The following is a 25766-nucleotide window of genomic DNA, read 5'->3' as shown; positions in this document are numbered from 1 at the left end:
ACTCCGGTGCCGCGCAACAAGAACCCGCACCCCGGAGGGATCTTTGCCGTGCCTTCATGGAAGGGGCGCCCGCAGAGGCGTATCTTCGGCCTCCAAGAGCTCACATGAGCTGGAACGACAAGGGGGCGCCCGCCGATGACGCCGGACGAGGCAGTGGTCGGCCGAACGGGGAAGCTGGTCGTCGGCACACGTGGGGCCGGCGGTCCGGGTGAGGTGTTGGTGCAGGTCAGGGGCGGGACCGAGACCTTTCTCGCGTACTCGGACGAGCCCCTGGAGCGGGGCGCCACCGTGCTCGTGATCGAGTCCCGCGGATGCCGGCAGGTCGCGGTCATGGCCTGGTCCGACCCTCTCCTCTCCGATGGCGAAGGCGACGCCCGCTAAGGAGACGTACAGGCATGTTCGGATATCGCGTTCCCGCTCCCGACGAGGCGATGCTGATCTCGGGCGGCAGGCGGGGACTTGGGGGAGCGCCGTTCCGCGTCGTCACCGGGCACGGAAAGTTCGTGCTCCCCGTGTTCCGCAAGACCCGCTTCCTGTCGCTCGCGATGAGCGAGGCGGAGGTCGTCGAGAAGTGTGTGACCAAACAGGGCATCGCCCTGACCGTGCGCGCGGTCATCGCCTTCAAGGTCGGCAACGACCATGAGTCGATCGTCAACGCCGGCCAGCGGTTCCTCTCCGACCAGGACCAGATGTCGGTCCTCACCGGTCGCATCTTCGCCGGTCACCTGCGCTCGATCATCGGATCGATGACGGTCGAGGAAATCGTGACCGAGCGGCAGAAGCTCGCCACGGAGGTCCTCGACACGTCGAAGGCCGAGATGGCGAAGATCGGCCTGCACGTCGACTCGCTGCAGATCCAGTCCATCGACGACGGCCAGACCGGATACATCGAGGCGATGTCGCGCCCGCACAAGGCGGCCATCCAGCGGCAGGCGCAGATCGCTCAGGCGCAGGCCACGCAGGCGTCCACCGAGGCGGAGCAGGCGGCGGCCCGCAAGCAGGCCGAGTACGCGCGGGAGACCGCGGTCGTGCAGGCCGAGTACAACGCCGAGGTCGACCGGGCCAAGGCACAGGCCGACCAGGCGGGCCCCCTCGCGCTCGCCCACGCCCAGCAGGAGGTGCTGACCGCCCAGACGGAACTCGCCCTGAAGCAGGCCGAGTTGCGGGAGAAGCAGCTCATCTCGGAGATCGTCAAGCCGGCCCAGGCCGACGCGGAGCGCATCCGCGTGCTTGCCCTCGCCGAGGCCGAGCGGATGAAGATCCAGGCGGAGGCGGCGGCGTCGTACGACCGCGTCGCCCTCGACCGCATGCTCATCGACCAGCTCCCGCAGATCGTGAAGGAGGCCTCCGCGGGCCTCGCGGGGGCGAACGTCAACGTCCTGAACGGCGCGGACGGCCTGGGCGAGATCGCGGCGGGTCTGGTGGGCCAGGGCCTGACCATCCTGGACTCGGTCCGCAAGAACCTGGGCGGGGAAGGCGGCGCCGAGGCCGGCTCGACGATCGAACGCTACGTGGGCGCTCCGCGCGGGAGCGACGACGGTCCGGTGGACGTCCGCTGACGTCCACAGAGCGGGGCTTGAGGTCCCGCCGGGTACAGTAAAGACGTCGTCAGTACGTACGTACGAGGGGAAGCCGGTGCAAATCCGGCGCTGACCCGCAACCGTCACAGCCGGAATGCCTCGTACGTACCTGCTCGGCTCAGGACCGTCGAGGAATACGGAGCCGGAGCCGCCCGGTACCCCCGTGTGCCGCGCCGCCCCGCTCCCCGCAGGGAGAGGCATCCGCCCCACCATGAACATTCGCCGCAGCGCCGCGCTCGTCGCCGCGACCGTCGCGATCGGCGCCATGGGTGCGCAGGCCGCGACCGCAGACGACGCCGCCAGTGCCTCCCCCTCGCCGAAGACGGCTCTCCCGTCGGGTCTCTACGGCAAGGGCGACCCCACGTTCGACGGGGTCTGGCGCCAGTCCCTCGCGCTCGTCGCGCAGGACACGGTGGGCGTCAAGCCCGCTCAGAAGGCCGTCGACTGGCTGGCCGGGCAGCAGTGCGAGAACGGCGGCTTCGCCGCCTTCCGCGCCGAACCCACCAAGCCCTGCGACACCAAGACGAAGATCGACAGCAACGCCACCGCGGCCGCCGTGCAGGCCCTCGCCGCGGTCGGCGGCCGGGACGGCGAGGTCGCCAAGGGCGTCGACCGGCTGAAGAAGAGCCAGAACGCCGACGGCGGCTGGGGCTACAGCCTCGGCATGGACAGCGACGCCAACTCGACGTCCGTCGCCATCGGCGCCCTCGTCGCGGCCGGCGAGAAGCCGTCCGAGGTGAAGTCGGGCAAGGGGAAGACCGGCGCCGACGCCCTCGCCTCGCTCGCCCTCCCCTGCGCCAAGGGCAAGGACGGCGGCGCCCTCGCCTACCAGCCCGACAAGAAGGGCAGGCTCGCCGCGAACGCCGACGCCACCGCCGCCGGTGTGCTCGGCGCCCTCGGCGCCGGCTTCGCGCCCGGCAAGGGCACGGCCCCGGACACGTACACCTGCGAGGACGGCAAGAGCGCGGAGGCTGTCGCGCACAACGGCGCCGTCTACCTCCAGAACCAGCTCGACACCCACCTCTACCTGAAGTCCCAGCTGGCCGGCTCCACCGATCAGCCCGACTACGGCAACACCGCCGACGCGGTCACCGCCGTCGCCGCGGCGGAGGGCGTCAAGGCCACGAAGGACTCGTACACCTGGCTGGAGAAGAACGCGAAGGGCTGGGCCGCGCAGACCGGGCCCGCCGCCTACGCCGAGCTGATCTTCGCCGCGCACGCCACCGGCAACGACCCGCGCGACTTCGGCGGCACCGACCTGGTGAGCGCGCTGAACAAGACGGGCCCCGAGCCCGCCTCCACCAAGTCCTCCGCGTCGGACTCGGACGAGAAGAAGGACGACGGCGGTGGCGGCACCAACTGGTGGATCATCGGCGTGATGTTCATCGCCGCCGTGGGCGCCGGTTTCCTGTTCAGCGGCCGCAAGAAGCAGCAGCCGTGACCGCGCGCAGGTCGGCCGGGCTCGGCGGACTCGTCCTCGGACTGCTCGTCGCGCTGCTCGCCATGACCGTGGCCCCGGCGCAGGCGGCCGGGTACCGGTACTGGTCGTTCTGGGAGCGGGACGGCGGCTCCGGCACGTCATGGACGTACGCGACGGCCGGCCCCTCGCAGGCCAAGCCTGCGGACGGGGACGTGCAGGGCTTCCGGTTCGCGGTGAGCGCGGACTCGAAGGACGCGAAGCAGCCGCGCGGTACCGCCGACTTCGACGCGATCTGCGAGGACACTCCCGCAGAGGACGGCAAGAAGCGCGTCGCGCTCGTCATCGACTTCGGCACGGGGGCCGACGCCCCGTCCGGCGAGACCCCGCCGAAGCCACGCACCGCGTGCGCGCAGGTCGCCGAGGACGCGACGAGCGCCGACGCGCTCGCCGCCGTCGCGAAGCCGCTGCGCTACGACAGCAGCGCAATGCTGTGCGCGATCTCGGGCTACCCGAAGTCGGGCTGCGGTGAGCAGGTGTCGGGGAAGACCGACAAGGCAGCCTCACAGCCGGCCGACTCCGGTTCGGACGACGGCCCCTCCATCGGGCTCATCGCGGGCATCGCCGTGGTCGTCGTGCTCGGCGTCGCGGCGGGCGTACAGGCCCGACGCCGCCGCGGCTGACCCCGATGTCCGGTCGTACGCTCCGCGCCCCTCGGGCGCACCGCTCCAACTCGCTGCACCCGGGCGCCTGGTGGATCTGGGCGCTCGGCCTCGGCACGGCCGCGTCCCGCACCACGAACCCGCTGCTGCTCGCGCTGCTGATCGGCGTCGCCGGGTACGTGGTGGCGGCGCGCCGCACCGAGGCGCCGTGGGCGCGTTCGTACGGGGCGTTCGTGAAGCTGGCGCTCGCCGTGCTCGGCATCCGGCTGGTCTTCGCGACGCTGCTCGGCTCGGCGATCCCGGGCACGCACCTCCTGTTCACGCTGCCCGAAGTACCGCTGCCCGACTGGGCGCAGGGGGTGCGGATCGGCGGCCCGGTCACCCTCGAAGGCCTCGTCTTCGCGCTCTACGACGGCCTGAAGCTGGCCACCCTCCTCATCTGCGTGGGCGCCGCGAACGCGCTCGCCTCCCCGTCCCGCCTGCTCAAGTCGCTGCCGGGCGCGCTGTACGAGGCCGGGGTCGCGGTCGTCGTGGCGATGACGTTCGCCCCGAACCTGGTCGCGGACGTCCGCAGGCTGCGGGCGGCGCGACGCCTGCGCGGCCGCCCGGACAGCGGCCTGCGCGGGCTGCTCCAGGTCGGCCTCCCGGTCCTGGAGGGCGCGTTGGAGCGCTCGGTCTCGCTGGCCGCCGCGATGGACGCGCGCGGCTACGGCCGCACCGCCGAGGTGCCGCCCGCCGTCCGCCGCGCCACGGCCGCGCTCACGCTGGGCGGCCTCATCGGGGTGTGCGCGGGAACGTACGGGCTGCTCGCCGCGTCGGGCGCCGGATACGGGCTCCCGGTGCTGCTCGCCGGGGTCGCCGCCGCGCTCGGCGGGCTGTGGCTCGGCGGCCGACGCACGGTCAGGACCCGCTACCGGCCCGATGTGTGGGGCGTACGGGCCTGGCTGGTCGCGGCGTCCGGGGCGACGGCCGCGGCGGCGATGATCTGGGCCGGAACGCGCGACCCGGCCGCCCTCCAGCCGCCGGTGGTCCCGCTCGCGGCGCCGGAGCTGCCGCTGTGGCCGGCGGCGGGCATCCTGCTCGGCCTGCTCCCGGCCTTCCTCGCCCCCGTTCCCGACAAGCCCGTACCCGACAAGCCGACGGAGGCGTCGTCATGATCCGCTTCGAGAACGTCTCCGTGACCTACGACGGCGCGCCGCACCCCACCGTCCACGGCATCCACCTCCACGTACCCGAGGGCGAGTTGATGCTCCTCGCCGGCCCGTCCGGGGTCGGCAAGTCGACCCTCCTCGGAGCGGTGAGCGGACTCGTGCCGCACTTCACCGGGGGCACGCTGGCCGGGCGGGTCACGGTGGCCGGGCGTGACACCCGTACGCACAAGCCGCGCGAACTCGCGGACGTCGTCGGCACGGTGGGCCAGGACCCGCTCGCGCACTTCGTGACGGACACGGTCGAGGACGAACTCGCGTACGGCATGGAGTCGTTGGGCCTGACCCCACCGGTCATGCGCCGCCGCGTGGAGGAGACCCTCGACCTCCTCGGCCTCGCCGACCTGCGCGACCGCCCCATCTCCACGCTCTCCGGCGGCCAGCAGCAGCGCGTCGCGATCGGCTCCGTCCTCACCCCGCACCCCCGGGTCCTCGTCCTCGACGAACCGACGTCCGCCCTCGACCCGGCAGCGGCGGAAGAGGTCCTCTCGGTCCTGCAACGCCTGGTCCACGACCTGGGAACCACGGTCCTGATGGCCGAACACCGCCTGGAACGCGTCATCCAGTACGCGGACCAGGTGGCACTGCTGCCGTCGCCGGGCGAGCCCCTGGTGGTGGGCACCCCGGCGGAGGTGATGGCAGTCTCCCCCGTATACCCACCGGTGGTGGGCCTGGGCCGGTTGGCGGGCTGGGACCCACTCCCCTTGACGGTCCGAAACGCGAGGCGAGCGGCGGGGAGCCTACGAGCGCAACTCAGCGAAAAGACAGCCCCGCCGGCGATTGAGGCGCGGGGTCCGGGGCAGCGCCCCGCGACCGCAACCACTCTGGCCGCAACAAAAAACCTCGGCGTAAGAAGAGGCCGCATCGAAGCCCTCCGCCACATCACCCTCACGGTCACCACCGGCGAGGTGCTCGCCCTGATGGGCCGCAACGGCGCCGGAAAATCCACCTTGCTCTCGACCCTGGTCGGACTGATCAAGCCGACCTCGGGCACGGTCACCGTCGGCGGAGCCACCCCCCACAAGACCACCCCCCGCGACCTCATCCGCAAGGTGGGCCTCGTCCCCCAGGAACCCCGCGACCTGCTCTGCGCGGACACGGTGGCAGCGGAGTGCACGGCGGCGGACAAGGACGCGGCCGCCGCCCCCGGCACCTGCCGCGGCCTGCTCACCGACCTGCTCCCCGGAATCGCCGACGCCACCCACCCCCGCGATCTCTCCGAGGGCCAGCGCCTCACGCTCGCCCTGGCGATCGTGCTGACGGCGGCGCCGCCGCTCCTCCTCCTCGACGAGCCGACCCGCGGCCTGGACTACGCGGCCAAGTCCCGCCTCGTCGCGATCCTGCGGAACCTCGCGGCCGAGGGCCACGCCATCGTCATGGCGACGCACGACGTGGAACTGGCGGCGGAGCTGACCCACCGCGTGGCGATCCTCGCGGACGGCGAGATCGTGGCGGACGGCCCCACCCCCGACATCGTCACGTCGTCCCCGTCCTTCGCCCCGCAGGTCGCGAAGATCCTGGCGCCGCAGCGCTGGCTCACGGTGTCCGAGGTAGAGAAGGCCCTGGCATGACGGGGACCACGACGCCACCGCCCACCACGGGAAGAGCGAATCCCGTACGCCTGGGCCCCCGCTCCATCGCCGCCCTGCTCCTGGTCAGCGCCGTGGGCGTGGTCGGCATCGGCTGGCCGCTGATCACCGGGCCCGGGTCCGAGGTGAACGCGCACGCGCAGGACGCGCCCTGGCTGTTCGCGGCGCTGCTCGTGCTGCTGGTCGCCGTGGTCGCGGCCACGATCTCGGAGTCCGGCATGGGCCCCAAGGCGGTGGCGATGCTCGGCGTGCTGGCCGCCGCGGGGGCGGCCCTGCGGCCCATCGGCGCGGGGACGGCCGGCCTGGAGCCGATGTTCTTCCTGATGGTCCTGAGCGGCCGGGTCCTCGGTCCCGGCTTCGGTTTCGTCCTCGGCTCGCTCAGCATGTTCACCTCGGCCCTGCTGACCGGGGGCGTAGGTCCCTGGATGCCGTTCCAGATGCTGTCGATGGGCTGGTTCACGATGGGCGCGGGGCTGCTGCCCGGCGCCTGGTCGCTGCGCGGCCGCGCCGAGCGCCTCATGCTCGCCGCCTACGGTTTCCTCGCCGCGTTCGCGTACGGCACGATCATGAATCTCGCGGGCTGGCCGTTCATGAACGCGCTGGCCTCCTCCGTGGCGTACCAGCCGGACGCGGCGCTGCACGAGAACCTGGCCCGCTTCCTCGCCTACTGCGCGGCCACCTCGCTCGGCTGGGACCTGGGGCGCGCCGCGCTCACCGTGGTCCTGACGCTGGTCGTCGGCGGCGCCGTCCTCAGGGCGCTGCGCCGGGCCACGCGGAGGGCCGCCTTCGAGGCCCAGGTCACATTCGACGACCCGCGGGCGTGAAGCCACCCACATGACCCACGTCACGTACTAAGCGGGACCGTAGTCCCTTCGCCCACCCTCCCTATGTCACACAACGGACATTTACCCCACAATCCTTCGAGTCCGACTTTCCTTAGTAAAAACGCACATTGCCATCACCCGTCGGTCTTTGTTTCTGTGGAGCAACCGCAAGGCACTGCGCCCTGCCACCCCCGTCCTCCACGGAAGGTCACGTTTTGTCCGCCACGCTCCTGCGCCGCATCGCCACTCCGAAGAAGGCCATCGCCGGCGTCACCCTCGCCGCCGCCACGACCGGTTTCCTCTTCGCCTCGGCCCCGGCCCAGGCCGCCTCGACGGGCTCTGCCAAGGCCATCGCCCAGCAGAAGATCTCGAACTCGGCCCAGTTCAGCTGCTTCGACAAGATCGTGTCCCACGAGAGCGGCTGGAACCCGAACGCGACGAACGCCTCCACCGGCGCGTATGGCCTGGTCCAGGCGCTTCCGGCCAACAAGATGGCGTCGTCCGGCTCCGACTGGAAGACGAACCCGGAGACCCAGATCGACTGGGGCGTCAAGTACATGAACGACCGCTACGGCAGCGCCTGCGGCGCGTGGAGCCACTGGCAGTCCAACGGCTGGTACTGATCGCCTCCGGCGTTCGCCCGGCCGCACCCCCTGCGGCGCTTCCTTTTAAGCCCCTGCGGCGATTGAGCAGCGGGGTCCGGGGCGGAGCCCCCAGGCCTCGGCCACGGAGCCGCCTGCTCAATCGCCGCAGGGGCTTGATCTGGTTACAGCCGCTGGATGATCGTGCCGGTGGACAGCGCCCCGCCCGCACACATCGTGATGAGCGCGAACTCCTTGTCCCTGCGCTCCAGTTCATGCAACGCCGACGCGATCAGCCGCGCCCCCGAGGCCCCCACCGGATGCCCGAGGGCGATCGCGCCACCGTTCACGTTCACCTTCTCCAGGTCCTGCTCGAAGACCTGCGCCCAGCTCAGCACGACCGACGCGAACGCCTCGTTGATCTCGACGATGTCGATGTCCTTCAGGGACATCCCCGCCTTGCCGAGCACCGCCCGCGTCGCATCGATCGGCCCGTCCAGGTGGTAGTGCGGGTCCGCACCGACCAGCGCCTGCGCGACGATCCGCGCCCTCGGCTTCAGCTTGAGCGCCCGCGCCATCCGCTTCGACGCCCACATGATGGCGGACGCCCCGTCGGAGATCTGCGAGGAGTTGCCCGCCGTGTGCACGGCTGTCGGCATCACGGGCTTGAGCTTCGCGAGGCCCTCCATGCTCGTGTCGCGCAGACCCTCGTCGCGGTCGACGAGCCGCCACATGCCGTGCCCCGAGGCCTGCTCCTCCTCCGTGGTGGGCACCTGCACCGCGAACGTCTCGCGCTTGAAGCGCTCCTCGGCCCAAGCGGTGGCGGCCCGCTCCTGGGATATGAGACCGAGCGAGTCCACGTTCTCCCGCGTCAACTCCCGCTTGCGCGCGATGCGTTCCGCGGCCTCGAACTGGTTGGGCAGGTCCACGTTCCACTCGTCGGGGAACGGCTTTCCGGGCCCGTGCTTGGAGCCGGAGCCCAGCGGCACCCGTGACATCGCCTCGACACCGCACGAGATGCCCACGTCGATGACGCCCGCCGCGATCATGTTCGCGGTCATGTGCGAGGCCTGCTGGGACGAACCGCACTGACAGTCGACCGTCGTCGCGGCCGTCTCGTACGGCAGGCCCATGGTGAGCCAGGCGGTGCGCGCCGGGTTCATGGACTGCTCGCCCGCGTGGGTGACCGTGCCGCCGACGATCTGCTCGACGCAGTCCGGCTGAATGCCGGTGCGGCCGAGGAGTTCGCGATACGTCTCACCCAGCAGATAGGCGGGATGCAGATTGGCCAGCGCGCCGCCGCGCTTGCCGATCGGGGTGCGTACGGCTTCGACGATGACGGGCTCGGCTGCCATGACCTACGTCCTCTCCAGGATTCCCGGACCAGCACGACCAGAACTGGACGAACTTCGCGGATCTCGTGCGAACGAAACTAGAACGCGTACCAGTTCTGCTTGCAGTCTCATGGCCCTTACCTCCGGTACGCAAGGGGCGTGCACGCACAACGCACCGAACCGACACGACCGGGGGCCTTGCTACTTCTAGAACCCGTTATTACCTTCACAGCCAGAACTGACGGTTCGTCAGACCACCACGGGAGTGACTCCATGCCGTGCCCCGCGCTGCCCGACGGGTTCGACTTCACCGACCCCGATCTCCTCCAACAACGCGTGCCCCACCCGGAGTTCGCCCAGCTCCGACAGGCCGAACCGGTCCGCTGGATCCAGCAGGAGACCGGCATCTCCGGCTTCGACGACTCCGGCTACTGGGCCGTGACCCGACATGCGGACGTCAAATACGTCTCCACGCACCCGGAGATCTATTCGTCCAACATCAACACCGCCGTGATCCGCTTCAACTCCTCGATCGAGCGCGACCAGATCGAGGTACAGAAGATGATCATGCTCAATATGGATCCGCCCGAGCACACCCGGGTGCGCCAGATAGTGCAGCGCGGGTTCACTCCGCGCGCCATCCGGTCCCTGGAGGAGAAGCTCCGCAATCGCGCCGGCGACATCGTCGCCAAGGCGGTCCAACAGGCGGGACCCGACGGCTCGTTCGACTTCGTCACGAATGTCGCCGTCGAGCTGCCGCTGCAGGCCATCGCCGAGCTCATCGGCATCGAGCAGAAGGACCGCTCCAAGGTCTTCGACTGGTCCAACAAGATGGTCGCGTACGACGACCCGGAGTACGCGATCACCGAGGAGATCGGCGCCGAGGCCGCCATGGAGATCGTCGGCTACGCGATGAATCTCGCGGCCGACCGCAAGAAGTGCCCGGCCCAGGACATCGTGAGCCAACTGGTCGCGGCCGAGGACGAGGGCAACCTGTCCTCCGACGAGTTCGGCTTCTTCGTGATCCTGCTCGCCGTCGCGGGCAACGAGACGACCCGCAACGCCATCACCCACGGCATGCACGCCTTCCTCACCCACCCCGACCAGTGGGAGCTCTACAAGCAGGAGCGCCCGAGCACCACGGCCGAGGAGATCGTGCGCTGGGCGACCCCGGTCGTCTCCTTCCAGCGGACCGCCACCCAGGACACCGAGCTCGGCGGACAGAAGATCAAGGCGGGCGACCGGGTCGGCCTCTTCTACTCCTCCGCCAACCACGACCCGGAGGTCTTCGAGAACCCGGACACCTTCGACATCACCCGCGACCCCAACCCGCACCTCGGCTTCGGCGGCGGCGGTCCGCACTTCTGCCTCGGCAAGTCGCTCGCCATCCTGGAGATCGACCTGATCTTCAACGCGCTGGCCGACGCGGTGCCGGACCTGCGTCTCGCGGGAGACCCCCGTCGACTTCGCGCTGCGTGGCTGAACGGAGTGAAGGAACTTCAGGTCGCCGCTGCCGCGGCCCCGACAACAGGTACGTGAGCCCGAAGCCGGCACCGACCACCACCGCGCCGCCCACCGCGTCGAGCACCCAGTGGTTCCCCGTCGCCACGATCGCGGACACCGTGAACAAGGGGTGGACGAGGCCGAGCGCCTTCATCCACCACTTCGGGGCGAGGGCCACGATGACGAGGCCGCACCACAGGGACCAGCCGAAGTGCAGCGAGGGCATCGCCGCGTACTGGTTGGTGACCGCGGTCAGCGTCCCGTAGTCCGGCTTGGAGAAGTCCTGGGCACCGTGGACCGTGTCGATGAAGCCCAGCGTGGGCATCAGGCGCGGCGGCGCGAGCGGGTACAGCCAGAAGCCGACGAGGGCGAGGACCGTCGCGAAGCCGAGGGAGGCGCGCGCCCAGCGGTAGTCCGCGGGGCGGCGCACGTAGAGGACCGCGAGGACGGTCAGCGGCACCACAAAGTGAAAGGACGTGTAGTAAAAGTCGAAGAAATTGCGCAGCCATCCGACCGATACCACCGCATGGTTCGCCCAGTGCTCGATGTCGATGTGCAGGAACCGCTCCACCGCGTGCACCTGCGCCCCGTGCTGCTCGGCGCGCGGCCTGCCGCCCGCCGCGACGATCCTGACCTGCTGATACGCGGAGTATCCGACGCGGATCAGCAGCAGTTCGAGCAGCAGGTTGGGACGGGCGAGCGCGCGCCGCCACACCGGCAGCAGCGGCACCCACGCCCAGCGGGCCGGGGCCGGCTCCGTATAGACGGTGGGGCGCGCGGCCCCGAAGGCCGGATCCGTACGCCTGAGGAAGGGGACGGCGCAGGCCGCGGCGAGCACGGCGACCAGGACGAGGTTGTCCCGCAGCGGCGCGAGCACCGGCAGCTTCGGCAGTATCGCGGAGGCCGGGAGCGTCATCACCAGGACGACGGCGACCGGCCACACCGCCCGGTCCGCGGTCTTGGCCCCGACCCGGCCGACGACCGCGAGCAGCACCCACAGGAGTTGGTGCTGCCAGGTCGTCGGGGACACGGCGACCGCGACACAGCCGGTGACCGCGACGGCGAGCAGCAGCTGCCCATCACGCGCGTACGCGATGGAGCGGCGCAGGCCGAGCACGGCCACGGCGGCGCCGAGAGCCAGGAACAGGGCGATCTCCAGCGGCCCCGCGAGGCCCAGGCGCAGCAGCATGCCGTGCAGTGACTGGTTGGCGGTCGCGGCCGGATCGGTGGCCAGTCCTGTGCCCGCCACATGATGCACCCAGTACGTCCACGAGTCCTGCGGCATCGCGAGCCAGGCGATGCCGGTGCCCGCGGCGAAGGCGGCCCCCGTCGTGGCGGCGGCCCGTCTGCGACCGGTGAACCAGAGGAGCGGCGCGAACAGCAGCACGGTCGGCTGGAGCGCGGCGGCGACGCCGATGAGGACGCCGGACACCGTCTGCCCGCGCACCGCGAAGCAGCCGAGCAGGACGAGGAGTACCGGGAGGATGCTGGTCTGGCCGAGCGTGAACGCGTTGCGCACCGGCAGCGACAGCATCAGCAGACTGATCGCGACGGGCGCCGCGAACTGCGCCGTGCGCCGGGACACGGGCGGCGGCAGGGCGCGCGCGGCGACGACGCCGAGCGCGACGACGAGGGCCAGCGAGCCGAACGTCCAGCCCCAGCCGAGCGCTTGCTCGGCCGCGCGCGCGAGCGGCTTGAGGACGAGGCCCGCGAACGGCGGCCCGGTGAACCGGTCCGGCGCGTCGTACAGCGAGCCGCTGACATGCAGCACCCCGTCGGGGCCGATCCAGGTCTCCAGATCCGTGAGTCGTTCACCCGGAGGAGCGCTGAGCACCGCCACGAGTTGACGCACGCCGAGCACCGCCGCGATCAGCCACAGGCCGGCGCGCAGCACGCCGAGCCGCCCCGTCACCGGATCCGTGGATCCCGGTGCCGCTCCTCCATGCTCCGCGTTCGCCACGCCTTTCGGACCTCCCGCTCAACTCGGCCGGTTCATCGCCATTCACCGCACATCCGGTAAGACGCAGGCAACTGCTCCTTTACCTGTCTGTCCACCGGGATTTGACGGGTAGGCAGTGTCTTCGGCCACTTTGTCCCGGCCTTCACACGTGCGGTTCCGCGACATAGATCACAAGAATTTGCATCAGCACCGTGTGAAGGCTTTGACGTTTCCCCAGGCCGGAAGGGGTTTCCTCGCACAGGGTAGTTAACTGAACACTACCCGTTGTGGGTGCGGGCGCCCCTATGGTCGATGCGTCGGCCGTTCCGCGTGAACGGCCGTTGCTCTTGTCCCCCACGAAAGGAAGGCGAAGGACCCGTGTCCAGCGCCACTTCCATCGCCCCCAGTACCGGCCGGTCCTCCGTCCCCGCGAAGGACCGCACCTCATCCGAGCCCACCACCACCGACCCCGCGCTGGTCAAGCGCGCGGTCAAGGCGGCAGCCCTCGGCAACGCGATGGAGTGGTTCGACTTCGGCGTCTACGGCTACCTGACCGCGACGCTCGGGCACGTCTTCTTCCCGTCGGCGTCCAGCACGGCACAGGTGCTGTCCACGCTCGGCACCTTCGCCGCCGCCTTCCTCGTGCGCCCGCTCGGCGGCGCCTTCTTCGGCCCGCTCGGCGACCGCATCGGCCGTCAGCGCGTCCTCGCCATCACCATGATCATGATGTCGGCGGGCACCTTCGCGATCGGCCTGATCCCGTCGCACGGCGCCATCGGCATCTGGGCACCGGTGCTGCTGATCGTGGCGCGCATGGTGCAGGGCTTCTCGGCCGGTGGTGAGTACGGCGGCGCCTGCACGTTCATCGCCGAGTACGCGCCGGACAAGCGCCGCGGCTTCTTCGGCTCCTTCCTGGAGCTCGGCACGAACGCCGGTTACGTCGCCGGTGCCGCCCTCGCGACGGTGCTCACGACGATGATGGCCACCGACGACCTCTACAGCTGGGGCTGGCGCATCCCGTTCCTGATCGCGGGCCCGATCGGCCTGGTCGGTCTCTACGTCCGGATGAAGCTCGAGGAGACCCCGGCGTTCAAGAAGCTGGCGGACGAGGCCGAGGCGAAGGAGAAGTCCAACCCGAAGCCGAAGCTGAAGGAGATGTTCGCCGGCAACGCGAAGCCGATGTTCCTGTGCATCGCGCTGGTCCTGGTCTTCAACGTGACCGACTACATGCTGCTCTCCTACATGCCGACGTTCCTGAGCGAGGAGCTGCACTACGACGCCACGCACGGCACGCTGATCCTCATCGGCGTGATGCTGCTGATGATGTGCGTGCAGCTCCCGATGGGTCTCGCCAACGACCGCTTCGGCCACCGCTGGGTGATCGGCATCGGCTGCGTCGGCTTCCTCGCGCTGTCCGTCCCCGCGCTGCTGCTGATCCAGCAGGGCTCCACGTGGGCGATCGCGCTCGGCCTCGCCGCGCTCGGCCTGCTGCTCGTCTCCTTCACCTCGTCGATGCCTTCGACGCTGCCCGCGCTGTTCGAGACGAAGGTCCGCTACGGCTCCCTGGCCGTCAGCTTCAACCTGTCGGTCTCGATCTTCGGTGGTACGACGCCGCTGGTCGTGGCCTCCCTCATCGCGGCCACGGGCAACCTGATGATCCCGGCGTACTACATGATGGCCGCGGCCGTCATCGGCGGTATCGCGGTGTGGCGCATGAAGGAGTCCGCGGGCAAGCCGCTGCCGGGCTCGCCGCCGGCGGTGTGACGCCCACGTAGTCCTTCGAGCGGGCGGGGTGGAAGCGACGTTCATCGCTTCCACCCCGCCCGCTTTTCCGCTCCCCGTGCCTACGCTGACGGCCATGACGACTCACCCACGCGCCGCTCAGCCCGAGTCCGCGGCCGCCGTCGACGCCTACCTCGCAGGCCTGCTCGCCCCCGCCGACGAGGCCCTGGCCGCGGCCCTCACCGACAGCGAGGCGGCGGGCCTGCCCGGCATCAACGTCTCGGCCACCAACGGGAAACTGCTGCACCTGATCGCCCGTATCCAGGGCGCCCGCCGCATCCTGGAGATCGGCACCCTCGGCGGGTACAGCACCATCTGGCTGGCCCGCGCACTCCCCGCCGACGGGGCGCTGATCACCCTGGAGTACAGCGACCGGCACGCCGAGGTGGCCCGCGGCAACATCGCCCGCGCGGGCCTGGAAAAGGTGGTCGAGATCCGGGTGGGCGCGGCGCTCGACTCGCTGCCGCGCCTCGCCGAAGAGGGCAACGACTTCGACCTCGTCTTCATCGACGCGGACAAGGTCAACAACCCGCACTACCTGGAGTGGGCGCTGCGCATGACGCACCCGGGCAGCGTGATCGTCGTCGACAACGTGGTGCGCGGCGGGCGCGTGACGAACCCCGAATCCACGGAAGACGACGTCGTCGGCACCCGCGCCGCCCTTCAACTCCTCGCGGACCACCCGAGATTGGACGCGACGGCGATCCAGACGGTGGGCTCGAAGGGGCACGACGGCTTCGCGCTGGCCTACGTGAGTTCGTGACAGAAGCCGACGTGCACGCTGCGCGGCCCGCTCCGGTCGACCACGAGCACCTCGCCGGAGGAGCCGCGCGGCAGCGTCACCACCCCGCCGTACGCGACGGGCTGTCCGGGCCCCTGCCCCCGCGGCCCGAACCGCACCCGCACCTCGGACGCGGGGTCGTCCTGCGAGCCGCGCAGCCAGAACACGGTCCAGTCGCCTTCCGGTCCGCACCGGAACTCCAGGTGCACCCGGGACACGAACAGCCAGTCCTCCGGGGTCACGAGCCGGCACACGCTCTCATCGCGGCCGACCCGCAGTACGGTTCCCGGCTCGCTCCGGGCGTCGGCCATGGCCATCGCGGCCGTCGCCCCCTCGTCGCCACCGGCCAAGGTGGCCATGGTCAGTTCGAGCACCGCACTCCCCCCCACCACCGTCGTGCAGCCGTCGCTCGCAGCCTATGGCGCCCCGATCCGCTCTGGGATACTTGCTTCATGACCGAACGCAAACCGCCCGGAGTGGGCTTCGAGTCATTCGTCGACAAGCAGATCCGCGACGCGGAACGACGCGGCGACTTCTCCTCGCTGCCCGGCGCGGGCAAGCCCCTCGACTCCTCGACCGACACCACGTACGACGAGAACTGGTGGATCAAGGGGAAGCTGGCCCGCGAGGGCTTCTCCGTCCTGCCGCCGTCGCTCGCGCTGCGCAAGGAGGCCGAGGACACGCTGGCGGCGGTGCCGAAGGCGCCGTCGGAGCGCGTCGTGCGCCGCATGATCTCGGAGCTCAACGACAAGATCCGCGACATGATGTTCAAGCCGCCGCCCGGCCCGCCGCTCGGCCTGAAGCCCTACACGGCCGAGGAGATCGAGGACATCGTGCGGGAGTGGCAGGAGGCACGGGAGTCGCGGGAGTCACGGCCGGGGCGCGAGTCGGCCTGAGAGGTCGCTGAGGCACGATGGGCACATGAGCATCGTAAAGATCAACGCACTCACCGTCCCCGAAGAGCAGCGGGAAGTCCTCGAGAAGCGCTTCGGCGCCCGCGCCGGCTCCGTCGAGAACTCCGACGGGTTCGAGTGGTTCGAGCTGCTGCGCCCCATCGAGGGCACCGACCAGTACCTCGTCTACACCCGCTGGCGCGACGAGGCCGCCTTCCAGGCCTGGATGGAGGGGCCCATGAAGGCGGCCCATCAGGGTCCGCAGGGCGGCGACCGGCCGAAGCCGGCCGCGAGCGGTTCCACGGTGTGGTCGTTCGAGGTGGTCCAGCAGGCGGCCCCGAAGACCGCGTAGCCGGGGCTCAGAGCCTCAGCAGGCGTTCCGCCGTTTCCCGGTAGTCGCGGAGCGCGAGGCGGAGGCGTTCCGTGTCCTCCGTCGAGCCCTGCCAGGACGTGCGCAGGGTGTGGCGGTGGCCCGCGAGCGTTTCGGTGAGGCGGGCCGTCAGGTCCTCCAGGACGTGGTCGGCCTCCTCCACCGCGGCGCGCGGCTCGTCGACGAAGCCGGTGAGCGCGTGCCGCAGCCGGCCCTCGAGTTCTTCGCGTTCACCCGCCGGGACGAGGTCGCCGCGTCGTCCGTGCGTGGGGGCCGCCGGTGACCGCTCCGGGTCCAGCGCGATCCCCTTGTCGACCCCGTCGGCCTCGGCCCGCCCGATGTCCGTCATGGCGCTCAACTCCCCTTCGCCAGGCGTCCCTTGAAGACGCCGTGCCGCTTGTCCCCGTGCTGGTGCGCGGGCCGGTCCGCGGTGCGGACGTGGGCCGTCGCGCGGTCCGGGCCGACCAGTTCGTCGAAGAGCGGCCGGGCCTCGACCAGCGCCTCGCGCAGTTCCTCCGTCCCGGCCCTGCTCTCGTCCGCGCGGCCCGTGCGGGCGTGCGCCGCGCGGTGCACGCGCCGGTATCCGTGCACGTGCGGGCCGTGGTGGACGGAGAGCGCGTCGAGTTGCTCGTCGTAGCGGCCGCCGTCCGGGAAGCCGCGCTCGTGCGCCAGGTCGGCGAGGAGCAGATCCGCCTCGGCGACGGCGACGTCCGGGGACTCGACGAAGCGTTCCTGGGTCTCGGCCCAGCGCGCCAGATAGCGCTCGCGGGCGACGGGGTCCAGCGGCTGCTCGCGCAGCGCTCCGTGCCGCCGCACACGCTCGGCCAACTCCCGCTCGGCGGCCCTGGTGTCACCGTCGTGCCGCGCCACGGCCCGCTCGTACTCGGGCCCGAACCTGCGCCGCAGCCCGCGCCCGCCACGGGGTGCGGTCCGCGCGGCGAAGAACCCGGCCGCGACCACGATCACGACCCCCACCACGACCAGAGCGATGATCAAGCCTGTGGACATGACTGCCTTCCCTCAACTGTTGCTGTTCCACGCCGAGTTGCCCTCACTGACGCGCTGAAACAGATCGGTACCGGCCACGGTGAATCCCGGTTGCGCCCACCCACCCCACCGGCCTCACCATGTCCCATGAACAACACGCCGTGGACCGTCTCCCCCGAGCCGTACGACTCCCCCGCCGCAGCCACGCTCTGGCGTGCGTACTACACGGAGGTGAGCGACCGCTGGTACCTGCTGCACGAGGGCCGCGCCACGGACCCGCCCGAGCTGGAGCGCGCGATCGCCGCCGAGCCCGGCAGCGAACTGGCGCCTCCGCGCGGCCAGTTGCTGCTCGCGCGGTACGCGGGCGAGCCCGCAGGGACGGCGGGCGTACGGCTGGTGGACGCGGTCACGGCCGAGCTCACGCGGGTCTACGTACGCGAGGAGTTGCGCGGCAAGGGCGGCGCCGCGCTCCTGGTGGCCGCCGCCGAGGACGCGGCCCGCGCGCTCGGCGCCGCCGCGATCCGCCTCGACACCCGCGGCGACCTGGTGGAGGCGAGAGCCCTGTACGCGCGGCTCGGCTACGAGGAGACGGCGGCGCACAACGACGACGTCTACGCCGAGCACTGGTTCAGGAAGCCGCTGGCGCCGTCCCCGCGTGGGGCCGCTCCTCGTCCGAGCCGCACATCTCCGCGTTGAGGTCGGAGACCAGTTTCACGAGGTCGCGGGAGCGGTCCGGGCCCCACCAGTCGCCGAGCAGTTCGGCGAGGGACTCCTCGCGGGCCCGCGAGAGCCGCTCCGCGACCGCGCGGCCCTCGTCGGTGAGGATCAGGTCGGGGCCCTCGCGCACGGCGAGCCGGCGCTCCTCGACCTGCCGGGCCGCGTCGAGGATCACGGACAGCGGGATCGCCGTGTACTCGGCGAGCACACCGGGCTCGGCCCACCCGTTGCGATGGGTGCGCAGGATCAGCCAGCTCGCCGCGGGCAACAGGTCGTAGCCGGCCCTGGCGGTGATCTTCTCGTACACCTCGCGGCGCCCCTCGCGGCTGCCGAGCGTGGACAGGGCGCGCACCGCCTCGTCGTACGAGGAGCGTTGGACGGGGTTGCTGGCGAGCGTCTCGGTGACGTCGGGCGCGGTGACCGAGCCGCGCAGCGGGTCCTCGTGCAGCAGGAGCGCGAGCGCGAAGGCGAGCAGCGTGACCGGGACCGCGTACACGAAGACGTCCGTGATGGACGTGGAGTAGGCGTGGATGACCGGCGCCCGCAGATCCGGCGGCAGGGCGGCGATGCCGCGCGGGTCGGCGCCGAGCGAGTCGGGGGTGACACCCGGCGGCAGCTGCTTTCCGGCGAGGGCGTCGCCGATCCTGCTGCCGAGCTGGTTCGCGAAGATCGTGCCGAAGATCGCCACACCGAACGAGGCGCCGATGGAGCGGAAGAACGTGGCGCCCGATGTGGCCACGCCCAGGTCCTCGTACGGGACGGCGTTCTGCACGATCAGGACCAGGACCTGCATGACGAGGCCGAGGCCCGCGCCGAAGACGAAGAAGTACAGGCTCATGACGCCCGTGGCCGTGTGCTCGTCCATGTTGTGCAGGAGCAGCAGCCCGATCATGGTGATGGCCGTGCCGGCGACCGGGAACATCTTCCAGCGCCCTGTGCGGCTGACGACCTGCCCGGACAGCGTGGTCGACAGCAGGATGCCGAAGACCATCGGGAGCATGTGCACGCCCGACATGGTCGGTGTGACGCCCTGCACGACCTGGAGGAACGTCGGCAGGTACGTCATCGCGCCGAACATCGCGAAGCCGATGACGAAGCTGATGATCGCCGACAGGGTGAAGGTCCTGACCCGGAACAGGTGCATCGGCAGGACCGGCTCCTGCGCCCTGAACTCGACGAACACGAAGGCCACCGCGAGTACGGCGCCCAGGATCGCGAGACCGATGATCTGCGGCGAACCCCAGGCCCAGGTGGTGCCGCCGAGCGAGGCGACCAGGACGAGGCAGGTGGCGACGGAGGCGACGAGGAACGTGCCGAGGTAGTCGATGCGGTGCTTGGTGGAGCGGACCGGGATGTGCAGGGCCGCGGCGATCACGAGGAGCGCGACGACACCGATCGGCAGATTGACGTAGAAGACCCAGCGCCAGCTCAGGTGCTCGGTGAACAGGCCGCCGAGCAGCGGCCCGAGAACACTCGTCGCGCCGAAGACCGCGCCGAACAGGCCCTGGTACTTGCCGCGTTCACGCGGCGAGACGATGTCGCCGACGATCGCCATGGACAGCACCATCAGACCGCCGCCGCCGAGTCCCTGAAGGGCGCGGAAGCCGATCAACTGGCCCATGTTCTGCGAGAGTCCGCAGAGCGCCGAGCCCACCAGGAAGATCAGGATGGCGAGTTGGAAGAGCTTCTTGCGTCCGTACTGGTCGCCGAGCTTTCCCCACAGTGGTGTCGCCGCCGTCGCGGCGAGCATGTACGCGGTGACGACCCAGGACAGATGCTCCAGGCCGCCCAGATCGCTGACGATGGTGGGCAGGGCCGTCGACACGATCGTCTGGTCGAGCGAGGCCAGCAGCATGCCGAGCAGCAGCGCGCCGATCGACACGAGGACACCGCCGGACTTGGCGTTCTCCTTGGGAGCCGCGGGCGCTCCGCGACCGCTGTCTCCCGGGCCCACCGTGTCGATGTCCTGGCTGCTCATGGCCAACCTCCGAAGCCGGCCCGGCACGGACCGCGCCGGGTGCTTGGTACTTCCCATCCTGGTAGGTGTGACCAGGTTTGGCCTGTTGAGTCATGCGGCACTCGAAGTTTTTGCCGACGCCTTCCGGTCACGGCGTGCACACGGGTGCTGACGAGCGTTTATGGGACCGGCGCTGCGCCCGGGGCCGACGGGTCTGCATAATGCGCTTCAGCGACCCGGCGGGGGGCCGGAGCGCTCGGAGGGGGTTCGCAGCGGTGAGTGAGGAACGTCGTACGTGTCCGGAGTGCGGGACCGGGGAAGGCCCCGACGGCGCCCCGCCCTGCGCCTGCGAGCCGGAAGCCTTCGCTCCGCTCCGTGTCCGCCCCTACGTCTCGCTCTCGGAGCCCTCACAGCCGATCCCGCCGCGGGCCGCCGACCCGTACGCGTATCCGCCGCCGCCTCCGCACGCCGCGGACGACGACGCCGACGGGCCGGGTCCTGACGAGCCGGCCCGGCACGGCCGGATGCTGCTGCTCTCCGCGGTCACGGGCGTGCTGAGTGTGGCGACCCTGGTGACGGTGCTGATCACGTCCCCGGGCGACGACGGCGCCTCGGCCTCGGACAACACGGCCGCGACGGCGACGGCGACGACACCCGCCCCGTCCCGCCCGGCGACCCCCACCACACACTCCGCGTCCCCGCCGGCGAAGACCTCCCCGTCCGCCTCCCCCTCACCGACGCACTCCCGGACGGTCTCGGCGTCACCCACCGCGACCGGCAAGAAACCCGACACGGGGCGAAAGGAGCCCGACCGGAGCCCGTCCCCTTCGGCCTCCCGCTCCACGTCGTCGACTCCGACGGACGCGACGACCCTGCGCAGGGGCGACAGCGGCCGCGAGGTCGTCGAACTCCAGTGGCGCCTCAAGCAGTTGAACCTCTACGTGGGCGAGATCACCGGCGACTTCGACAGCCCCACGGAATCCGCGGTCGGCACCTACCAGTTCTCACGCGGCATCAAGAACGACCCCCACGGCGAATACGGCCCAGCAACCCGCACAGCACTTGAACGGGAGACCGGCGACAACCGGGGACCGAGGCACGGGTAGCCCAAAAGGGGCGCGGGGAACTGCGCGCGCAACCACTACACGGCGAAATCCGCGACGTCCCCAAACCCCCTGTGGCCCAGGGCAACAACGTCACCCCAAATGCAGCGCAACCTCACCACCACCGAGAACCTCAACCCGCACACCCAAAAGATCCGCCACACAAACGGTCGCCCCCTGCGACACGGCGCGGGGCCCAACCCCCACCACCCGCATCCCCGCGGAGCGCCCCGCCGCGATCCCCGCCCCCGAGTCCTCGAAGACAACGCAGTCCGCCGGATCGACACCCAGTTCGGCGGCGCCCTTCAGGAACCCCTCGGGATCGGGCTTGCTGGCCCCCACGTTCTCCGCGGTCACCCGCACCGCCGGATACGGAAGCCCCGCCGCCTTCATCCGCGCCGTCGAGAGCGCGAGATCGGCCGAGGTCACGAGGGCGTGCGAAACGCCGCCCTCGACCAGCGACTCCAGGAACCGCGGAGCACCCGGCACGGCGACGACGCCCTCCACGTCGGAGGTCTCCTCGGCGAGCATGCGCGCGTTGTCCGCGTAGTTCTCCGCCATCGGCCGCTCGGGGAGCAGCTCGGCCAGCGTGGCGTGGGCCTGGCGGCCGTGCGCGACGGAGAGGACCTGCTCGGCGTCGAATCCGTGAGCGTCGGCCCAGCGGCGCCAGATCCGCTCGACGACGGCGTCGGAGTTGACGAGCGTGCCGTCCATGTCGAGAAGGAGTGCGCGCGCCTTCAGAACAGTGGGAACAGTGGGCGTGGCCGACATCGGCGGGCTCCAGACTGCGGAGGGCTGCGGAGGCAGAATGCGGAGGCAGAAGGGAAACAAGGCGGCCCCCGCCCGCTGGTCAGGGTTGAACGGGCGGGTGCCACTTTGTTTCTCCACGATACAAAAACGCACCCGAAGATCGCCACCCGGCCCCCTCCCGCCGCACCGGCGGCCCGCCACGCCGCCGCTCAGCCCGTCGTCGGCGGCGACGACGGGAACGTCTTCGTGTACGGATTCGGCAGCCCCGGCGGCGCGATCAGCGCGACCTGCGGCGCCCCGGGCTGCGGCACCGGCGGGGTCATCTGCGCCTTCGGGACCCTCGGCGGCCCGGTCTGCTCGGCGAGGGCCTGGTCCATGTTGACGAGGCCGGTCTTCTCCAGGACCTCCATGTGGTCGCGCACGACGTCATTGGCCTCGTTCGCGAGCCGCCGTATCTCGGCGTTCTGGGTGGTGGCCCGGATATTGCTGATGGCCGGGAAGATCTGCCCGTGCGTCACGCGCATGATGTTCGACGCCGTGGAGTCGAACTCCTTGCCCCGCTTGGACTCCACGGTCGCCACGAACTGCTGCTGCTGGGGCGTGGCCTGGTTGGGCAGCGTGATGCCCAGATCCTGGGAGATCTTGCGGCAACTGGCGTCCAGCAGGGAGTGACCGACGACGAGGTGCTGCCCGGCCGTCTTCATCTCCGGCGTCGTCCCCCGCTTCAGAACCTCCTGGCCCAGGGGGAATTCCCACAGTCCCGCCGACCTGACCTTGACCACGAAGTCCCGGTCGGCCTCGGTGAGTGGGCCCCAACGGGTGCTGCCGACGACGCGCGCCTGCGTCGTGGTCGTGTTCTGCACGCCGAGCATGGCCGGATAGGCCAGGGCCGAGACGGTCACGATCAACGCGCCGATCACAAAGAAGTTACCGGCCGTGGAGCGCGAGAGTCGCATGGTGCCTCCAGTCGCGAACGAGGGACACCGGAGAGTACGGACGCGGACCCCGGACCGATCAGCACTCGGCGAAAATCCCTTCGTTCTTTTTCGCGCCCGACCCCCGCCAACTCCCGTTTTGCCGGGCCTACTTGTGATCGACCCCCGGGCCCGCCACCATATTGACGCGACCCTGCCACACCAAGCGCCCCACAGCACGCGGCACGGCAGGCCTCAGGTAACTCCACCCCACATCAAGGGAGTTCACATGCGCCCCACCTCGACCTCGCGCCGCATACGCCCTGTCTACGCGCGTCGATCCTCGTTCGCCGCGGCCGCCACCGGCGTCACCGCCCTCGCCCTGCTGCTCGCCACCCCGTCCGCCCAGGCCGCCCCGCCGACCCCCGTCAGCGCCGCCACCGCCCGTACGTACCTCGGCGAGCTGACGGAGAAGGCGGAAGGTTCCTCCGACGGCTACAGCCGCGAGAAGTTCCCGCACTGGATCACCCAGTCCGGCGCCTGCAACACCCGCGAGGAAGTCCTCAAGCGCGACGGCAAGAACGTCCAGACGGGCTCCGACTGCGCCGCGACGTCGGGGAGTTGGTACTCGGAGTACGACGGCGAGACCTGGACGGCGGCCGCCGACGTCGACATCGACCACATCGTCCCGCTGTCCGAGGCGTGGAAGTCGGGCGCGAGTTCCTGGACCAACGACGAGCGCCAGGGCTTCGCCAACGACCTCACGAGGCCGCAGCTCATCGCCGTCACCGACAACGTCAACCAGTCCAAGGGCGACCAGGACCCGGCCGAGTGGATGCCCTCGCGCACCGCGTACACCTGCACGTACCTGCGGATGTGGGTCCAGGTGAAGCACCACTACAAGCTCAGCGTCGACCCGGCGGAGAAGTCCGCGATCCAGTCGGGGCTCAGCGGCTGCTGAGGCCTTCGGCCCGGTCGTACCGGGCTTGCCGGAACCGTCCCGCCCACCTCCGACGTTCCGTACCGTACGGGGCCGGAACGTCGAAGGAACAAGTGGAGGCGATCACGTGGCGAGGCTGCGCCTTGGACCACTGCTGCGGTACGTGGACGAGGAGACGGCGACGGTGTGGGTCGAGGCGAGCCGACCCTGCGTCGCCGAGGTGCGCTGCGCGGACGGCGCGTCGGGCAGCGCACCCACGTTCCAGGTCGACGGGCACCACTACGCGCTGGTCCCCGTCACCGGGCTCACTCCCGGCACGGAGACCACGTACGAGGTGATCCTCGACGGCGGCGGGGTCTGGCCGCTGCCGGACTCGCCGTACCCGGCGAGCACCATCCGCACCCCGGCGTACGCGGCGGACACCCCGGTCCGCGTCACGTTCGGCTCCTGCCGCTGGGCCGCCCCTCCCGCCGCCGAGCACGACCCCGTGGGCCCCGACGCCCTCGACACCCTGGCCGCCCGCATCGCCGCGGACCCGGACGGCGAGCGCCCCGACGTCCTCGTACTCCTCGGCGACCAGGTCTACGCGGACGAGACCTCACCGGCGACGCAGGCGTGGCTGGCCCGCCGCCGCGACCTGTCGGACCCGCCCGGCACGGAGGTCGCGGACTACCAGGAGTACACGCACCTCTACTACGAGTCGTGGCTCGACCCGGAGGTCCGCTGGCTGCTGTCGACGGTCCCGAGCGCGATGATCTTCGACGACCACGACCTGATAGATGACTGGAACACCAGCGCCGCCTGGCTCGCGGACATGCGCGAGGTGCCGTGGTGGCGCGAGCGGCTGCTGAGCGGCCTGATGTCGTACTGGGTGCACCAGCACATAGGCAATCTCTCGCCCGCCGCCCTCGCCACCGACCCGATCTACGCGGCCGTGCGCGCGACCCCCGACGGCACGGACGCGCTACGGGAGTTCGCGGCCCGCGCCGACGCGGACCCCGCCTCCGTCCGCTGGAGCTACCGCCGCGACTTCGGCCGCGTACGGCTGCTGATGGTGGACACACGGGCGGCCCGCGTCCTCGACGAGCAGCAGCGGGCGATGCTCTCCCCCGGCGAGGCGAAATGGCTGCGCGAGCAGGCCCTCGCGGACCACGGCACGTACGACCACCTCCTCATCGGCACCTCGCTGCCCTGGCTGCTCCCGCACCTCATCCACGACGCCGAGGGGTGGAACGCGGCGCTGTGCCGGGGCGAGCGGGGGCCGCGCTGGGCGCGGTTCGGGGAGGATCTGCGGCGCAGGGCGGACCTGGAGCACTGGGCGGCGTTCCCGAAGTCGTTCGAGGCGCTCGCGGACCTGATCGCGGAGGCGGGCTCGGGCGACGCCGCGCCGGCGACCATCTCGGTCCTCTCCGGTGACGTCCACCACGCCTACGTCGCCGAGCCGAGCTGGCCTGCGGGCGCGCAGGCACCGAGTGCCCGCGTCCTGCAACTCACCTGCTCCCCGGTCCACAACTCCGTGCCGGCCTCGATACGCGTCGGCTTCCGCTTCGGCTGGAGCCGATTCGGGCGAGTCCTCGGCCGCCGCTTCGCCCGCCACGCACGCGCGGGCACACCACGCATCACCTGGCGCCGCACGGGCGGCCCCTGGTTCGGAAACCAACTCATGACACTGACCCTGCGGGGCCGCAGCGCGACCCTGACCCTCGACCAGGCGGACACCCGCGGGGGCGGCCTGGTCCGGGCGGACGAGCGACAGCTATCAAGCCCCTACGGCGATTGAGCAGCGGGGTACGAGGCGGAAGTCCGTATTTCAAGCCCCTGCGGCGATTGAGCAGCGGGGTCCGGGGCGGAGCCCCGTGACGTGGGCACGGCCCAGCGGCCCACCCACACCGGGTGACACCGCCCACACCCCCACTACCCCGCACCACTCCCGGC

Annotated in this window: 24 protein-coding genes, 1 pseudogene and 1 riboswitch; of the genes and pseudogenes, 17 read left to right on the top strand and 8 right to left on the bottom strand. The window is 70.9% G+C overall.

Features of this window, described 5'->3' with window-relative positions; all coding sequences use genetic code 11:
* The first annotated feature begins 135 nt into the window (after positions 1-135).
* From OKJ99_RS40130 to OKJ99_RS40095, 8 genes are all read left to right on the top strand, one after another.
* Positions 136-381 carry a hypothetical protein gene (locus tag OKJ99_RS40130; RefSeq protein WP_326023413.1) on the top strand — a complete coding sequence of 82 codons (246 nt, stop codon included), beginning with the start codon at positions 136-138 and terminating at the stop codon, positions 379-381.
* Between the two features lie 14 nt (positions 382-395).
* Positions 396-1559 (top strand): flotillin family protein, encoded by a 1164-nt coding sequence (locus OKJ99_RS40125; protein ID WP_326023412.1) that lies wholly within the window; start codon positions 396-398, stop codon positions 1557-1559.
* A gap of 53 nt (positions 1560-1612) precedes the next feature.
* Positions 1613-1688: riboswitch (adenosylcobalamin-variant (AdoCbl-variant) riboswitch) on the top strand.
* A gap of 103 nt (positions 1689-1791) precedes the next feature.
* Positions 1792-3021: a prenyltransferase/squalene oxidase repeat-containing protein gene (locus tag OKJ99_RS40120; protein WP_326023411.1), complete on the top strand. Its 1230-nt coding sequence runs from the start codon at positions 1792-1794 to the stop codon at positions 3019-3021.
* A gap of 62 nt (positions 3022-3083) precedes the next feature.
* On the top strand, positions 3084-3680 hold the full coding sequence (locus OKJ99_RS40115; RefSeq protein ID WP_326023431.1) for an SCO2322 family protein: 597 nt from the start codon (positions 3084-3086) through the stop codon (positions 3678-3680).
* A gap of 5 nt (positions 3681-3685) precedes the next feature.
* Entirely contained in the window at positions 3686-4816 is a 1131-nt protein-coding gene (locus OKJ99_RS40110) for an energy-coupling factor transporter transmembrane component T (protein WP_326023410.1), read from the top strand.
* Positions 4813-6438, top strand: coding sequence for an ABC transporter ATP-binding protein (locus OKJ99_RS40105; RefSeq protein WP_326023409.1), 1626 nt, complete (start codon positions 4813-4815; stop codon positions 6436-6438). Before OKJ99_RS40110 ends, OKJ99_RS40105 begins: the two co-directional genes overlap by 4 nt.
* Positions 6435-7280: an ECF transporter S component gene (locus OKJ99_RS40100; RefSeq protein ID WP_326023408.1), complete on the top strand. Its 846-nt coding sequence runs from the start codon at positions 6435-6437 to the stop codon at positions 7278-7280. Before OKJ99_RS40105 ends, OKJ99_RS40100 begins: the two co-directional genes overlap by 4 nt.
* A 215-nt stretch (positions 7281-7495) precedes the next feature.
* Positions 7496-7903 (top strand): aggregation-promoting factor C-terminal-like domain-containing protein, encoded by a 408-nt coding sequence (locus OKJ99_RS40095; protein WP_326023407.1) that lies wholly within the window; start codon positions 7496-7498, stop codon positions 7901-7903.
* A gap of 143 nt (positions 7904-8046) precedes the next feature.
* Here OKJ99_RS40095 and OKJ99_RS40090 read toward each other — a convergent pair whose 3' ends face one another.
* Positions 8047-9216, bottom strand: a complete 1170-nt coding sequence (locus OKJ99_RS40090) for a steroid 3-ketoacyl-CoA thiolase (RefSeq protein WP_326023406.1) — start codon at positions 9214-9216, stop codon at positions 8047-8049.
* A gap of 252 nt (positions 9217-9468) precedes the next feature.
* Between OKJ99_RS40090 and OKJ99_RS40085 the strand changes: the two are divergent.
* A pseudogene (locus tag OKJ99_RS40085) lies at positions 9469-10713 on the top strand (cytochrome P450); the annotation flags it as partial.
* Here OKJ99_RS40085 and OKJ99_RS40080 read toward each other — a convergent pair.
* Positions 10604-12658, bottom strand: coding sequence for a bifunctional glycosyltransferase 87/phosphatase PAP2 family protein (locus OKJ99_RS40080; RefSeq protein WP_407700860.1), 2055 nt, complete (start codon positions 12656-12658; stop codon positions 10604-10606). The pseudogene OKJ99_RS40085 and the gene OKJ99_RS40080 overlap by 110 nt on opposite strands.
* Positions 12659-13015: 357 nt before the next feature.
* Here OKJ99_RS40080 and OKJ99_RS40075 point away from each other — a divergent pair, with 357 nt between their 5' ends.
* Positions 13016-14401, top strand: coding sequence for an MFS transporter (locus tag OKJ99_RS40075; protein WP_326023405.1), 1386 nt, complete (start codon positions 13016-13018; stop codon positions 14399-14401).
* A gap of 94 nt (positions 14402-14495) precedes the next feature.
* Positions 14496-15182, top strand: coding sequence for an O-methyltransferase (locus OKJ99_RS40070; protein ID WP_326023404.1), 687 nt, complete (start codon positions 14496-14498; stop codon positions 15180-15182).
* Here the strand turns inward: OKJ99_RS40070 and OKJ99_RS40065 are convergent.
* Positions 15167-15574, bottom strand: a complete 408-nt coding sequence (locus OKJ99_RS40065) for an FHA domain-containing protein (protein ID WP_326023403.1) — start codon at positions 15572-15574, stop codon at positions 15167-15169. The genes OKJ99_RS40070 and OKJ99_RS40065 overlap by 16 nt on opposite strands.
* Before the next feature lie 78 nt (positions 15575-15652).
* On the opposite strand from OKJ99_RS40065, the gene OKJ99_RS40060 reads away from it, so the two are divergent.
* Positions 15653-16096: a DnaJ family domain-containing protein gene (locus OKJ99_RS40060; protein WP_326023402.1), complete on the top strand. Its 444-nt coding sequence runs from the start codon at positions 15653-15655 to the stop codon at positions 16094-16096.
* 25 nt (positions 16097-16121) lie between these two features.
* A complete protein-coding gene (locus tag OKJ99_RS40055) occupies positions 16122-16445 on the top strand; it encodes an antibiotic biosynthesis monooxygenase family protein (RefSeq protein WP_326023400.1) in 324 nt (107 codons plus the stop codon).
* Between the two features lie 7 nt (positions 16446-16452).
* On the opposite strand, the gene OKJ99_RS40050 is transcribed toward OKJ99_RS40055, so the two are convergent.
* Together OKJ99_RS40050 and OKJ99_RS40045 are read right to left on the bottom strand one after the other, a co-directional pair.
* On the bottom strand, positions 16453-16812 hold the full coding sequence (locus OKJ99_RS40050; protein WP_407700859.1) for a hypothetical protein: 360 nt from the start codon (positions 16810-16812) through the stop codon (positions 16453-16455).
* 5 nt (positions 16813-16817) lie between these two features.
* Positions 16818-17471 carry a hypothetical protein gene (locus OKJ99_RS40045; RefSeq protein WP_326023399.1) on the bottom strand — a complete coding sequence of 218 codons (654 nt, stop codon included), beginning with the start codon at positions 17469-17471 and terminating at the stop codon, positions 16818-16820.
* A 126-nt stretch (positions 17472-17597) separates the two neighbouring features.
* On the opposite strand from OKJ99_RS40045, the gene OKJ99_RS40040 reads away from it, so the two are divergent.
* Positions 17598-18146, top strand: a complete 549-nt coding sequence (locus OKJ99_RS40040; protein WP_326023398.1) for a GNAT family N-acetyltransferase — start codon at positions 17598-17600, stop codon at positions 18144-18146.
* Here OKJ99_RS40040 and OKJ99_RS40035 read toward each other — a convergent pair.
* Positions 18079-20145, bottom strand: a complete 2067-nt coding sequence (locus OKJ99_RS40035; protein WP_326023397.1) for an MDR family MFS transporter — start codon at positions 20143-20145, stop codon at positions 18079-18081. The two genes, OKJ99_RS40040 and OKJ99_RS40035, sit on opposite strands and share 68 nt — an antisense overlap.
* A 254-nt stretch (positions 20146-20399) precedes the next feature.
* Between OKJ99_RS40035 and OKJ99_RS40030 the strand changes: the two genes are divergently transcribed.
* The gene (locus tag OKJ99_RS40030) at positions 20400-21230 is read left to right on the top strand and encodes a peptidoglycan-binding domain-containing protein (protein WP_326023396.1); all 831 of its coding nucleotides are present in this window, start codon (positions 20400-20402) and stop codon (positions 21228-21230) included.
* 90 nt (positions 21231-21320) lie between these two features.
* Here the strand turns inward: OKJ99_RS40030 and OKJ99_RS40025 are convergent, their stop codons facing one another.
* Together OKJ99_RS40025 and OKJ99_RS40020 are read right to left on the bottom strand one after the other, a co-directional pair.
* Positions 21321-21998, bottom strand: a complete 678-nt coding sequence (locus tag OKJ99_RS40025) for an HAD-IA family hydrolase (protein ID WP_326023395.1) — start codon at positions 21996-21998, stop codon at positions 21321-21323.
* Between the two features lie 188 nt (positions 21999-22186).
* A complete protein-coding gene (locus OKJ99_RS40020) occupies positions 22187-22933 on the bottom strand; it encodes a DUF4142 domain-containing protein (protein WP_326023394.1) in 747 nt (248 codons plus the stop codon).
* 274 nt (positions 22934-23207) lie between these two features.
* Here OKJ99_RS40020 and OKJ99_RS40015 point away from each other — a divergent pair, with 274 nt between their 5' ends.
* Together OKJ99_RS40015 and OKJ99_RS40010 are read left to right on the top strand one after the other, a co-directional pair.
* Entirely contained in the window at positions 23208-23852 is a 645-nt protein-coding gene (locus OKJ99_RS40015; RefSeq protein WP_326023428.1) for an HNH endonuclease family protein, read from the top strand.
* 106 nt (positions 23853-23958) lie between these two features.
* Positions 23959-25611, top strand: a complete 1653-nt coding sequence (locus tag OKJ99_RS40010; RefSeq protein ID WP_326023392.1) for an alkaline phosphatase D family protein — start codon at positions 23959-23961, stop codon at positions 25609-25611.
* Positions 25612-25766: the final 155 nt, after the last annotated feature.

This window comes from Streptomyces endophyticus, from assembly GCF_035798155.1.
Taxonomy (GTDB): Bacteria; Actinomycetota; Actinomycetes; order Streptomycetales; family Streptomycetaceae; genus Streptomyces; species Streptomyces endophyticus.
This window is presented reverse-complemented; position numbering and strand designations above follow the sequence as displayed.